The 12,342-nt window shown below is 65.8% G+C and carries 11 protein-coding genes; 6 read left to right on the forward strand and 5 right to left on the reverse strand.

All coding sequences use genetic code 11. The annotated features are described in order from the left end of the window. The first annotated feature begins 228 nt into the window (after positions 1–228). The 4 genes from gcvT to MJ606_RS13475 all read left to right on the forward strand — a co-directional run bounded on the left by gcvT (position 229) and on the right by MJ606_RS13475 (position 4,390). A complete protein-coding gene (gene gcvT, locus MJ606_RS13460; RefSeq protein ID WP_243050043.1) occupies positions 229–1,329 on the forward strand; it encodes a glycine cleavage system aminomethyltransferase GcvT in 1,101 nt (366 codons plus the stop codon). Between the two features lie 106 nt (positions 1,330–1,435). Beyond that, positions 1,436–1,831, forward strand: coding sequence for a glycine cleavage system protein GcvH (gcvH, locus tag MJ606_RS13465; protein WP_243050044.1), 396 nt, complete (start codon positions 1,436–1,438; stop codon positions 1,829–1,831). 623 nt (positions 1,832–2,454) lie between these two features. Beyond that, entirely contained in the window at positions 2,455–3,012 is a 558-nt protein-coding gene (metJ, locus tag MJ606_RS18325) for a met regulon transcriptional regulator MetJ (RefSeq protein WP_279236850.1), read from the forward strand. 559 nt (positions 3,013–3,571) lie between these two features. Next, a complete protein-coding gene (locus tag MJ606_RS13475; RefSeq protein WP_343214820.1) occupies positions 3,572–4,390 on the forward strand; it encodes an energy transducer TonB in 819 nt (272 codons plus the stop codon). Positions 4,391–4,492: 102 nt separating this feature from the next. Here MJ606_RS13475 and MJ606_RS13480 read toward each other — a convergent pair whose 3' ends face one another. Together MJ606_RS13480 and MJ606_RS13485 are read right to left on the reverse strand one after the other, a co-directional pair. After that, positions 4,493–5,803 carry a serine hydrolase gene (locus MJ606_RS13480; protein ID WP_243050046.1) on the reverse strand — a complete coding sequence of 437 codons (1,311 nt, stop codon included), beginning with the start codon at positions 5,801–5,803 and terminating at the stop codon, positions 4,493–4,495. A gap of 196 nt (positions 5,804–5,999) precedes the next feature. Beyond that, positions 6,000–7,577 carry a choline dehydrogenase gene (locus tag MJ606_RS13485; protein WP_243050047.1) on the reverse strand — a complete coding sequence of 526 codons (1,578 nt, stop codon included), beginning with the start codon at positions 7,575–7,577 and terminating at the stop codon, positions 6,000–6,002. A 69-nt stretch (positions 7,578–7,646) separates the two neighbouring features. Here MJ606_RS13485 and MJ606_RS13490 point away from each other — a divergent pair, with 69 nt between their 5' ends. Beyond that, positions 7,647–8,975, forward strand: a complete 1,329-nt coding sequence (locus MJ606_RS13490; protein WP_243050048.1) for an MFS transporter — start codon at positions 7,647–7,649, stop codon at positions 8,973–8,975. Here the strand turns inward: MJ606_RS13490 and MJ606_RS13495 are convergent. From MJ606_RS13495 to mtgA, 3 genes are all read right to left on the reverse strand, one after another. Next, on the reverse strand, positions 8,965–9,393 hold the full coding sequence (locus MJ606_RS13495; protein ID WP_243050049.1) for a CBS domain-containing protein: 429 nt from the start codon (positions 9,391–9,393) through the stop codon (positions 8,965–8,967). The genes MJ606_RS13490 and MJ606_RS13495 overlap by 11 nt on opposite strands. 116 nt (positions 9,394–9,509) lie before the next feature. Then, positions 9,510–10,463 (reverse strand): glycosyltransferase family 2 protein, encoded by a 954-nt coding sequence (locus MJ606_RS13500; RefSeq protein WP_243050050.1) that lies wholly within the window; start codon positions 10,461–10,463, stop codon positions 9,510–9,512. 65 nt (positions 10,464–10,528) lie between these two features. Continuing rightward, positions 10,529–11,269 carry a monofunctional biosynthetic peptidoglycan transglycosylase gene (mtgA, locus tag MJ606_RS13505; protein ID WP_243050051.1) on the reverse strand — a complete coding sequence of 247 codons (741 nt, stop codon included), beginning with the start codon at positions 11,267–11,269 and terminating at the stop codon, positions 10,529–10,531. Positions 11,270–11,391: 122 nt separating this feature from the next. Between mtgA and MJ606_RS13510 the strand changes: the two genes are divergently transcribed. Beyond that, positions 11,392–12,291, forward strand: coding sequence for an Hsp33 family molecular chaperone HslO (locus tag MJ606_RS13510; protein ID WP_243050113.1), 900 nt, complete (start codon positions 11,392–11,394; stop codon positions 12,289–12,291). The last annotated feature ends 51 nt before the right edge of the window (positions 12,292–12,342 follow it).

Here is a 12,342-nt window from a genome sequence, read left to right on the forward strand (position 1 = left end):
GGCTTTCATGACGCCTCGCGCAATGCCCAACGTCCCCGGCTCCCCGCTCTCGCGGGGATGACGACCGGAAAGGATGGCGCATCCTTGCCGCGCAACACCGCATCCTTCGCATGCCGCGTCGCAAGACATCCCTCGGATACGCCAACGCATGGCATGTCAATGGCCGCTCAACTTGGAATGTAGCGGCGCCAGCGGCGATAATGCTCCTTTCCCCAGGGCACGACTGCGATGACCGAGAAGACCGTACTCAATGACACCCACCGTGCGCTCGGCGCGCGCATGGTCGACTTCGGTGGCTGGGACATGCCGATCAACTATGGCTCGCAGATCGAGGAACATCATGCGGTGCGCCGAGACGCCGGCATGTTCGACGTTTCCCACATGACCGTGGTCGACCTGCACGGCCCCCGCACGCGGGAGTTCCTGCGCCATCTGCTGGCCAACAGCGTCGACAAGCTGAAGGTGCAGGGCAAGGCGCTGTACTCGTGCATGCTCAACGAGCAGGGCGGGGTGATCGACGATCTCATCGTCTACTTCCTCGGCGAGGAATTCTTCCGCCTGGTGGTGAACGCCGCCACCCGCGCCAAGGACCTGGCCTGGATCGAGGCCCAGGCCAAGGCTTTCGACGTGCAGGTGAAGGAGCGCCCCGACTTCGCCATGATCGCGGTGCAAGGCCCTGGCGCCCGCGCCAAGGTCATCGGCCTGCTGGCCGACATCGACCAGGAGCGCATCGGCAAGCTTGGCAAGTTCGCCGCGGCCGCCGCTCAGGGGCCGCATGGCATGCCGCTGTTCGTGGCGCGTACCGGCTACACCGGTGAGGACGGCTTCGAGATCATCGTGCCGCAGGAGCATGCCGTGGCGCTGTGGCAGGCACTGGCTGCGGCCGGCGTCGCGCCGGCCGGCCTGGGTGCGCGTGACACCCTGCGCCTGGAGGCAGGCATGAACCTCTACGGACAGGACATGGACGAGACCGTGTCGCCGTGGGAGGCCAACCTCGGCTGGACCATCGCGCTCGACGAAGGCCGCGACTTCATCGGCCGCAAGGCACTCGAGGCGCAGAAGGCCGACGGGGTGAAGCGCGTGATGGTCGGTCTGGTGCTGGACGACAAGGGCGTGCTGCGTCACGGCCAGCCGGTGCTCACCGCCAACGGTGCCGGCGAGATCCTCTCCGGCAGCTTCGCGCCGACGCTCAACAAGGCGGTGGCCTTCGCACGCATTCCGGCAGGCGAGCCAGGCGACGTGCGTGTGGACATCCGCGGCCGCGAGGTGCCGGTACGCGTGGTGAAGTACCCGTTCGTACGCGACGGCAAGCCCTGCGAAGGCATCTGACACTTCCCGGCGCCCGGGCCTTTGCAATGGCCCGTGTTGCCATCCGGGTGAAGCGGCTAGAATGACCGCTCCACCACCGACCCGATATCAACGACTGGATTCGATCATGAGCGAGATTCCCGGCGATCTGAAATTTCTCAAGTCCCACGAATGGGCCCGCGTCGAAGACGATGGCCTGGTGCGCGTGGGTATTTCCGAACATGCCCAGGGCCAGCTGGGCGACCTGGTCTACGTGGAGCTGCCGGAGATCGGCACCAGCGTGCAGGCCGGTCATGGCGTGGCCGTGGTGGAGTCGGTCAAGGCCGCCTCGGACATCTACAGCCCGGTGTCGGGCGAGATCGTCGCGGTCAACGAGATCCTCAACGACAAGCCGGAAACCATCAACGAAGACGCCTTCGGTGACGGCTGGATCTTCCTGGTTCGCGCCAGCGACCGCAGTGAGCTGGACGAGTTGCTCGATGCGGACGCCTATGCCGAGCTGGTCGAGAACGAAGATCACTGAGCACCGCGTTCGACGCTTTGCCTGACGCCGGCCGCCCCACGCGGCCGGCGTCTTTTTGAGTATCGACACGGGATGCTTCGCAGCCTCGGCGGCGCCTCGCCGGTCATGATCAGGGCGGCGAATACGCGTCTGCAGATTCCGCCGAATGCGCCGATAGATGTCCAAGGCGAAGTCGGGAAACGATGGGCGAAGATCCTCGCGACGACCGTTCGAGACCCCTTTCGCGGTGTCCGAGGCGGGGGAGGGCGAAAATCTTTCCGAGCCGCCGACCGGTCAATCCAGTCGTGTTTCGTTCATCCAGGAAGACCGCGATCGGGCGTCCGAATGGCGCGCTCGCTCGGCGCCTGAATGCACTTGACAATGGTGCGGATGTGGTGGCTGTAAATCGCACAAACACCCTGTTTTATGCGGGTTTTACGCAATTATTGATTATAGGAACGTATTTTCGTCTAGCGGTATGGACGTCTGATTGAAAATACGTCATGCCCCCCTCCAGGCCTTGTCCGGCGGGGGTTTGGACCCTCCTGGGGGTGGATGAAACGGATTGATTTCATGACTAAAATCAATTGACAGTTGAAATCTTCAGGAATAGCTTTCGCATCGGAACACGGAGAACGGGTGCCATGGCAATATCGAAATTCATCAAGCCTTATATCGAGCATGGAGAAAAGGCCGGCGCAGTACGCAAGATCACGGTCTCGATTCCACTGCACGTTCTGAGGCCCTTGTCTGACGAACGCACCCGTCGTCAGGTGAACAATCTTCGGCACGCCACCAATAGCGATCTGCTTGTGGAGGCGTTCCTACATGCTTTTACTGGGCAACCACTGCCAACTGATGAGGAGCTGAGACGAACTATGGCCACTGCCAAGAAAGCCGCTGCAAAGAAGCCGGCCGCCAAGAAGGCGACCAAGAAGACCGCCGTGAAGAAGGCCGCCGCCAAGAAGCCGGTAGCCCGCAAGCCGGCCGCCAAGAAGGCCGCCGTGAAGAAGGTCGCCAAGAAAGCTGTTGCCAAGAAGCGCCCGGCAGCTGCCAAGAAGGCTGCCGTGAAGAAGGTTGCCGTGAAGAAGGTGGCAAAGAAGGCCGCCAAGAAGACCGTTCGCAAGGCTGCCGCCGCCAAGGTGGTGAAGGCCACCAAGGCTGCCAAGGCACCCAAGGCCGCCAAGGCCTCGAAGAAGTAAGCATCGCTTACACATAAAATAAGCATCACCGACTTTTCTCCCCGCGGTGCCCAGCGCGGGGAGAAACATTCGAAAGAGCGATTCGTCCCGGCCCATGCCGGGACGCTTCGTTTCAGGGGTACGAAAAATTCTTAGCCGGCGCGAGCGCCGCGCCAGCGCAACACCCGCGCCGATCGGGGCGGGCATGCGGCAGCGGTGAAGCTACGTGCGATTTGCCGTAGTGCTGCATTACGGTTACCTTTCGCACATCCGCGCCGCGGAGAGCCTGGGGAGGTTCTCCGCTCCTGGACCACAGGGGGAAAAAGCGCGGGTATCTGATGCCACTCAGCGAGAGACCATGGATACCCGATATATACGTCATGCGCGTCGCCGTGCGCGTGGGGCCGTCCGGCCTGCTGCCATTGCCATTGTCGCTGTCGTCGCCGTGCTCGCGGCAGCTTCATGGTTCCTTATCATCAAGCCGCATGAAGATCTGCTTGAGTCGGAGGCTGGCGGACATCCGTCGACACCGGTGACCGCCGGTCGCGCCGCTCCGCCGGCGCCCGCCAATGTGGCGGCGATGAGTCTCAACCAGCTGCTGTCCGAAGCCCGCAAGGCGGTGAACGAGCAGCGCCTGCTGGCGCCCGCAGGCAATAACGCGTTCGAGTTCTATCTCAATGTGCTGGAGAAGGACCCGGGCAACCAGGTGGCCTCCGACGCGCTGCGCGAGACGTTCCCGGTGGGTGCGAGCGTTGCCGAGCAGGCGATCAACCAGCGCGACTTCAACGAGGCGCAGCGCCAGATCGACCTGCTGGCGAAGGCGGATCCGGCCAACTACACCCTGACCATCCTGCGCTCCAAGCTCGATGCCCAGCGCAAGCTGCAGGATCGCGAGCAGCAGCTGGCCTCGGACAAGGAGAAGCAGACGCAGCTGGCCGCCCAGAAGGCCGCCGCCGATAAGGCGGAAGCCGAGCGCCAGGCGTCGGAGGCACAGCAGAAGGCGGTGGCCGAGCAGCAGCAGAAGGCTGCGCAGGCACGTCTTGCCCAGCAGCAACAGAGCGAAGCGGCTCGCCAGCCATCATCGACGTCGGCAGCGCCGGCTACCGCTGCGGCCACCAGCTCGGCGGCAACGCATGGCCCGGTGCTGATTCGCAACGTCAGCCCGCGTTATCCGGTCACGGCGGTGCGCGCCAACCAGGAAGGCTGGGTGGAGGTGAGCTTCACCATCACGCCTGACGGCAATGTCGACAACGTGCAGGTGGTCGATGCGGAGCCGCGCCATGTGTTCGATCGTGCCGCCGTCGAGGCCGTGAGTCGCTGGAAGTACCAGCCAGCCACCCAGGACGGCTCTCCGATCGCATCACAGGACAAGCGCCGTATCGTGTTCAAGCTCAACTGACCGAAGGGTGCCGCGCAAGCGCGGCATCCTTCAATGCAAAGGCGCCGCATGGTTTCATGCGGCGCCTTTTGCATGTTCGGTGTCGAGCGCGGTCGGACGCGCTTAGCGGTTGGCCCCCGGATTGCTGCTGGCCGTCTTGGTCTTGTTGCGGGTCTTGCCCTTGCCTTTGGTCGTGGTGGCTGTCTTGGCGGCGGGCGCATCGCTCTCGACGCCGGCCCAGTCCACATGGGGCAGGCCCAGCAGGCTGTCGAGCACCATGGGCAGGAGGCCGGAGGGCACCGGGCCGGCAGAGTTCCACAACGTCACCACGCCAACGTGGTACTTGGGCAGGAAGCCGATCATGGTGCGATAGCCTTCGACGGCACCGGCATGGAACACCAGCGTTTCACCGCCGTAGTCGAAGACGCGCCAGCCCAGCGCGTAATAGGCGTCACTCACGCGCGCTTTTCGCCAGGGCGTGGAGCGCTCTTCGTTGGGCGTGGCCACTTCCGGCGCGTGCAAGGTTTCCAGCAGCTTGGGGGACAGCACGTCGGGGCGGCCGCCCATCTGTGCGACCAGCCACTGCTCCATATCGCGCAGGCTGGCGTTGACGCCGGCCGCCGGGGCCACGCGGTAATAGGCCTCCTTCGGTTCGAAGGGAATCCAGCCGCTGCCGCTGGCACGATGCGGGCGCGCCCAGCTCTTGCTGTCTTCCAGGCCTTCGCGGCCGTAGCTGGCCGTCTTCATGCCCAGCGGTAAAAAGATGCGCTGGTCGACCTGCTGCGGAAAGAACTGGCCGGTCTGCGCGTAGACCACGTCGCCGATCAGGCTGAAGGCCACGTTCTGGTAGCCATAGCACTGGCCCACGTCGCAGGTGAGGCTGACTTCGTCGAGCTTGCGCACCAGTTCCTCGTAGGGAATGTTTTCCTCGAGCATGCTGTCGTAGGTGTTCTTCGGCAGCCCCAGGCGCTGGCCGAGGATGTCGCGTACCGTGGCCTGTTCGGCCGCGCTATCGCTCTTGAGCCGGAAGAACGGCAGTACCGAGACGAGCTTGGTGTCCCAATCTAGTTTGCCGTCGTCCACCAGCACGCCGGTCAGCGCAGTGGCGAAGGCCTTGGAAAGCGAGGCCAGGCGAAACACGGTTTCCGGCGTCACCGGCTCGCGCGTGGCGGCATTGGCATAGCCAAGCGTGTCCTCGAACACGACCTTGTCGTCCATGACCACCGCGGTCGCCAGGCCTGCCACCGCATTGCGCTGATCGAGCTTGTCCAGCCATTGCTGATAGGCGGCCAGGGTCTCCTTGACGCGATCGGGTGGCAGCGCTTGCGTCGGCGTGGCAGGGGCGGACGGCGGCGTGGCGGCGCGGGCGGTGAGCGGGACGCTGGAGCAACCCAGTGCCGCGGCAATCACCAGTGAAATCGTGCGAAACGTCATGTTGCTCGGACGCGTTGGTGGCGCCAGTCGGCACCGATGGAACAAGGACAGCACCGGGGGTGGCCGGGCCACGTGGTTGCGGGTGGGGTCCTTCCATGGCGCGTCGGCGAGAGTACCTCAGCTTTTGCCGAAAGTCGCTCTTGCGGAAGTTCGGTGGTGTGGTTCGTCCGGCCAGGCTTTCGCCCGCCGGAATCGTCTAATTATCGTTAAGGATCAGCGCGCTGGCCCGCTCGGCGATCATGATCACCGGCGCATTGGTATTGCCGCTGGGCAGGCTGGGCATCACCGAGGCGTCGACCACGCGCAGGCCATCGATGCCACGCACGCGCAGCTCGCTATCCAGTGGCGCGCCACTGTCGTTGCCCATGCGGCAGGTGCCCACCGGGTGATAGATGGTTTCGGCCTTGCGGCGGATGAAATCCGCATACTCGGCATCGCTGTTCAATGCATGCTCGGGAAACACCGGCGCGCCGCGATAAGGCGCGAAGGCCGCTTGCGAGAAAATCTCACGCGACAGCCGTGCGCCTTCGATCATGCGCTGCAGGTCGTGGCCCTCCGGGTCGCTGAGGTAGTTGGCGTGGATGGCGATGGGTTGCGCAGGGTTCGCCGAGCGCAGGCGCAGCCGGCCGCGACTGCGGGGATGCAGATAACACGCGTGCACGGTGTAGCCATAGCCCGGCAGGCGATGGCGGCCATGATCATCCAGCAATGCCGGCACGAAATGGAATTGCAGGTCGCAGCGTTCGTCGGTGGCCAGCCGGCTGCGCACGAAGCCGCCCGCCTCGGCCACGTTGGAGGTGCCCGGCCCCTCGCGATGGCGCAGAAAGCGCCAGCCGGCGGCCAGCTCGTTGAGATGGTCGTAGGTGATCTTCCGGGTGCTGCCGTCGAGCGTGCAGATGTCCAGATGATCCTGCAGGTTGCCACCCACCTCTGGCAGGTCGGCCGCCACCGCGATGCCGTGTTCGCGCAGATGGTCGGCCGGTCCGATGCCAGACAGCATCAGCAACTGGGGGGTATTGATCGCGCCGCCCGCCAGGATCACCTCAGCGGCCTCCAGCACGTCCGTGCCGCCCTGCAACTGCACGCCCACCGCACGCCCCTGGCGAATGACCACGCGCGCCACGGCGGCCCCGGTGCGCACCTCCAGATTCGGCCGCTGGCGCGCGGGCTGCAGATAGGCGACGGCCGTGGAGCAGCGTGAGCCATCGCGCTGGGTGACCTGGTAGAGGCCGAAGCCGTCCTGCCGAGGACCGTTGAAATCGTCGTTGCGCGCAAAACCCGCGCTCGCTGCCGCGTCGACGAACACCGTCGACAACTCGTTGTGATAGCGCAGGTCGCTCACCCCCAGCGGGCCACCCACGCCGTGCAGGTCGCTGGCGCCGCGACTGTTGTCCTCGCTGCGCAGAAACCAGGGCAGCACCTGCGACCACGACCAGCGCGCATCGCCGGTGGCGCGGGCCCAGCCGTCGTAATCGCCGGGCACGCCGCGCACATAGCACATGGCGTTGATCGAACTGGAACCGCCCAATGTCTTGCCGCGAGGCCACCACAACGTGCGGCCGAGCAGTTGCGGCTCCGGCTCGGTGCGGTAGTTCCAGTTGAGCCGGCGGTTGTTGGCCAGCCGCGCGATGCCGGCGGGCATGTGGATCAGCGGGTTCCAGTCACGCGGGCCCGCTTCCAGCAGCAGCACGCGCTTGCCGGCATCGGCGCTCAGGCGATTGGCCAGCACACAGCCGGCCGAGCCGGCGCCAACGATGATGAAGTCGTAGCTCACACGCTTTCCCTTGTCCTGGACCGTCATCGCCGCATGCTAGTCTGTTCCGGACCCATGCTGGAAATGCCGGTGAACGCCTCCCGACCCGCCGCAGCGAACGAAGGCCTCGCCTCGACCCTGTCGGCGGTGGCCTTCTTCTTCGTGATGACGGCCTACTACATCATTCGACCCGTGCGGGATCAGCTCAGCGGTGCGGTCGGCTCGCAGTCCCTGCCGCTGTTCTACGGCAGTACGTTCCTCGTGATGTTGTTGCTGACCCCCGTGTTCGGCGCGCTGGTCGCGCATTTCCCGCGCAAGCGTCTGCTCGGCTGGAGCTACAGCTTCTTCATCGTCGGCCTGCTCGCTTTCGTGCCCGCCTTCCTGGCGCAGGACCGCATCGGCGCGCGGCAACTGGGCGTGGTGTTCTTCGTCTGGGCCAGCGTGTTCAACCTGTTCGTGGTGTCGCTGTTCTGGAGCTTCATGGCGGACATCTTCCACAGCGTGCAGGCGCGCAAGGTGTTTCCGCTGATCGCGCTGGGCGGCATGGCTGGCGCCGTCTTCGGGCCGCTGGTGACCAAGCTGCTGGTGCAGATCATTGGCGTGGCCCCGTTGCTGATGGTATCGGCGGTCGCTCTTGGGGTGGCGCTCGCGTTGCTGTTCACGCTGTCCACGAACCATGATTGCCGTGAGCCATGGCATCGCGACGAGGTGATCGGCGGCTCGCTGTGGGCGGGCATCAAGGAACTGTGGACGCGCCCGTTCCTGCGCTACATGGCGATCCTGATAGTGCTGGGCGACGGCATTGGCACGCTGGCCTACGCACTGATCGCCGATTACGCGAAGTTGCACCTGCCGGACAAGATCGCCCGCACCTCGTTCTACAACGACCTGGACTTGGCCACCAACATCCTCGGCGCGGCGCTGCAACTCACGTTGACGCGCTGGCTGCTGATGCGCAAGGGCGCGGGGTGGGGACTGGTGGTGCCATCGCTGGTCAACCTGGTGTTGCTGGTGCTGGTGGCAGTGCTGGGCATCGGTCATATCGCCGTGCTCGGGTTTGCCGTGCCCATGCTGTCAGTGATGATGATCGGCACGCGTGGTTTTGCCTATGGCATGACCAAGCCCGCAGCGGATGCGCTGTATACGCGCGTGCCGCGCGAGACGCGCTACAAGGGCAAGAACTTTGTGGAGACGGCGATCTGGCGCTTCGGCGATGTCGTGGTCACCAGCGGCGTCACGCTGCTTGGCAAGTTCGGCGTGGCTGTCGGCGGCATGGCGGCGATTGGCGCGGGCATATCGGTGCTAGCCACCTGGGTGGCCGCACGCGCCGGCCGTTCGCCCGACCTGCTGCCGGAGCAGCAGGTCGAATCGGCAGGCAAGGTGGCGGCGCCGGCCGCGCGGCCTTCGATCAGCTCGTGATATAGCGCTGCAGCTGTTCGATCTGTTCGGCCTGGGCGTCGATGACTTCCTTGACCAGGTCGCCGATCGAGATGACGCCGATCACCTGCTCGCCGCGGACCACCGGCAGGTGGCGGATGCGGCTGTCGGTGCAAAGACGCATGCAGTCGAACACGTCGGTATCCGGCCCGACCGTGAGCGGCGGGCTGCTCATGATTTCCGAGACGGGGGTTTGCGCGGAGGAGCGGCCCTGCAGGATCACCTTGCGGGCGTAGTCACGCTCGGAAAGGATGCCCACCAGCCGCTCGCCACGCATCACCAGCAGCGCGCCGACGCGGCGCTCCGCCATGTGCTTGATCGCTTCGAGTACGGGCGCGTCCGGTGCGATGCTGTAGATGTCGCTGCCCTTGCCTTCCAGCAAATGCTTGACCTGGCGCATGCTTGAACCTCCCACGTGGCCGCAGACGGGGCCGCATGGGATCAGTCTAGCGCCGCCGCTGCGCCGTGGTGTTGGGGGGATGTGAAGCACAGACTGCTGGTGTGACCCGGCCGCCGTCACCGGTGGCCGCGCTCGGGTCGCACCCGGGGCGGGTGCTCCTGGTCGATGAAATACAACGGTCGCTGTTTGCTCTCCGCGTAGTTGCGGCCCAGGTATTCGCCGATGACGCCCAGCGCCAGCAGTTGCACGCCCCCCAGGAACAGGATCACCACCATCAGCGAAGGGTAGCCATGCACCGGGTCGCCCAGCAGCATGGCCTTGCCGAACACCCACAGCCCATACAGGAAGGCGAGCAGCGACGACAGCACGCCGACCCAGGTGGCCAGCCGCAGCGGCACGGTGGAAAACGAGGTGATGCCCTCGATGGCCAGGTTCAGCAGTCGCCAGTAGTTCCACTTGGTGTTGCCGGCCTGGCGCGGTTCGCGCAGGTAGTACACCGCGGTCTGCCGGTAGCCGATCCAGGTGAACAGCCCCTTCATGAAACGCTGGCGTTCGCGCAGCTGGCGCAGCGCCTCCAGCGCGCGGCGCGAGAGCAGGCGGAAATCGCCGGTGTCGCGGGGTACGCGAGTGTCCGACAAGCGCTCCATGCTGCGGTAGAACAGGGCGGCGGTGAGGCGCTTGAAACCCGTTTCGCCCGCGCGCGCCGTGCGCGTGGCATAGACCACGTCGAAGCCCGCGCGCCACTGTTCCACCAGCGAGGGAATCAGCTCAGGCGGGTCCTGCAGGTCGGCATCGATGACCACGGCAGCGTCGGCATCGACATGATCGAGGCCCGCCGTCAGCGCGGCCTCCTTGCCGAAGTTGCGTGACAGCCGGATCGCGCCGGTACGCGCGTCGCGGGCCATCAGCCCTTCGATGATCGGCCAGGTGGCATCGCTGCTGCCGTCGTCCACGTACAGCACGTTACCGTCCAGCGGCAGCTCGTCGAGCACGCGGCCGAGCCGGTCGTGGAATGTCTCCAGCACGGCAGCTTCGTTGTAGGCGGGTACGACGACGGTGAGGCTGGGCATGAGTGATGCAGGCGTTCCACGGGAAGTCGCCGCATGCTAGTGCACCAGCCATCCTGCGGCGAGCGTCAGCGGCGTCGGGTCTCGCGCGGCGGCGGCTGGCTGCGCAGGTAGCCGGGGCCACCGAGCTGGGCCATCTGTTGCTGGATCCAGTTGGCGCGGCCCTGCACATAGGCGGTGGGGTGGTCGGCATGGAACCGGCGAGGGTTCGGCAGCACCGCCGCCAGCCGCGCCGCCTGCGCCGGGCTCAACTGGGACGGCGGTTGATGGAAGAACGCATCGCTGGCCGCACCCACCCCGTAGATGCCATCGCCCAGCTCGGCGATGTTCATGTAGACCTCGAGAATGCGCTGCTTGGGCCAGGTCAGCTCGATCAGCACCGTAAAGTACGCCTCCAGCCCCTTGCGCACGAAGCTGCGGCCATTCCACAGGAACAGGTTCTTGGCAGTCTGCTGGCTGATCGTGCTGGCGCCGCGCAGGCGGCGGCCCTCGTCGGCGGCATCCATGGCGTGCTGGATCGAGTCGAAGTCGAAGCCATGGTGGAACGGAAACTTCTGGTCCTCGCCCGCCACCATCGCCAGCGGGACATAGGGCGACACCTGGTTCCAGGGCACCCAGCGATGCTGCAGGTGGAAATCCTGCTCGCCATGGATCAGCGCGCTGGCGCGGCGCTCCATCATCACCGCCGATGTCCACGGCGGCACGAAGCGCAGTACCAGCACCGCCAGCCAGCTCAGGGCCAGCCAGGACACCGTGAGCAGGGCCAGCAGGCGAAGCAGGCGGGAGAGCGGCGGGCGTCGTAGGGTCATTGGCGGCGCGAAGACAGGGGCGGCGGCAGTATAAGGGCCTCGCTCCATGCCTGGCCGGTGGTCGTTGAGCCCCGGCACGGGCGACCCCATATGGTGGGATTGCTCTTGAGAGGTCCATGGCTGTGGAAACCGTGCTTGTCGAAGATGTGCTGCATCGCTTCATGCTTGAACGTGCCGGCGTGCGCGGCGTACTGGTGCGGCTGGGGCCGGCCTGGCGCGAAGTGGCCGGCCGCTCGGCCTATCCTGCCGCGCTGCGTTCCGTGCTGGGCCAGACCCTGGCCGCCAGCGCGCTGCTGACCGGCAACATCAAGTTCGAAGGTGCGCTGTCGGTGGAGTTGAAGAGCAGCGGTCCGTTGCGCCTGCTGTTTGCCGAATGCACCGAGCAAGGCCGCCTGCGCGGTCTGGCGCGCTGGAGCGACCCGCTGCCCGAGCCGCTGGACCTGGCCACCCTGCCCAGCGCCATCATGGCCATCACCATCGGCCATGCCGAGCGCGGCCAGCGCTACCAGGGCCTGGTCGACCTGCAGCATCCGGCGCTGGCGCCCGCGCTGGAGAACTATTTCAGCCAGTCCGAACAGCTGCCGGCGCGCATCGTGCTGGCCGCCGACGGCGAGCACGCGGTGGGGCTGATGTTGCAGAAGCTGCCGGACGAAGGCGGCTTCGATGCGGCGGAGGACGAGGACGCCTGGACGCGCATCCAGCACCTCACTGCCACGCTAGGCGACGAGGAACTGCTGAGCACGCCGCCGGAGCAATTGCTCTATCGCCTCTATCACGAGGAGTCGGTGCGCCTGTTCGAGCCGCGTCCGCTGGCTTTCGGCTGCAGTTGCACGCGCGAGCGGGTGGAGTCGGTGCTGCGTTCGCTGGGCCGCGACGAGGTGGAGGCGGCGCTGGAGGCACGCGATGGCGAGATCGAGGTGATCTGCGAGTTCTGCGCCCAGCGCTATACCTTCGATCGTGTCGATGCCGAGCATTTGCTCAGCGTGAGTCCCGCGGCGACCGCGCCGACCACGGCGCAATAACGGCAGTCATGGATGTCGGCATGCGGCCCGCCTTGCGCGGGCCGCATCGTC

Origin of the sequence: Dyella sp. RRB7, from assembly GCF_022761115.1 — a bacterium.
GTDB lineage: Bacteria > Pseudomonadota > Gammaproteobacteria > Xanthomonadales > Rhodanobacteraceae > Dyella.

Coding starts and splice junctions, on each gene's coding strand:
- gcvT (WP_243050043.1), top strand. CDS start 229: ATGACCGAGAAGACCGTACTCAATGACACCCACCGTGCGCTCGGCGCG.
- gcvH (WP_243050044.1), top strand. CDS start 1,436: ATGAGCGAGATTCCCGGCGATCTGAAATTTCTCAAGTCCCACGAATGG.
- metJ (WP_279236850.1), top strand. CDS start 2,455: ATGGCAATATCGAAATTCATCAAGCCTTATATCGAGCATGGAGAAAAG.
- MJ606_RS13475 (WP_343214820.1), top strand. CDS start 3,572: ATGAGTCTCAACCAGCTGCTGTCCGAAGCCCGCAAGGCGGTGAACGAG.
- MJ606_RS13480 (WP_243050046.1), bottom strand. CDS start 5,803: ATGACGTTTCGCACGATTTCACTGGTGATTGCCGCGGCACTGGGTTGC.
- MJ606_RS13495 (WP_243050049.1), bottom strand. CDS start 9,393: ATGCGCCAGGTCAAGCATTTGCTGGAAGGCAAGGGCAGCGACATCTAC.
- MJ606_RS13500 (WP_243050050.1), bottom strand. CDS start 10,463: ATGCCCAGCCTCACCGTCGTCGTACCCGCCTACAACGAAGCTGCCGTG.
- mtgA (WP_243050051.1), bottom strand. CDS start 11,269: ATGACCCTACGACGCCCGCCGCTCTCCCGCCTGCTTCGCCTGCTGGCC.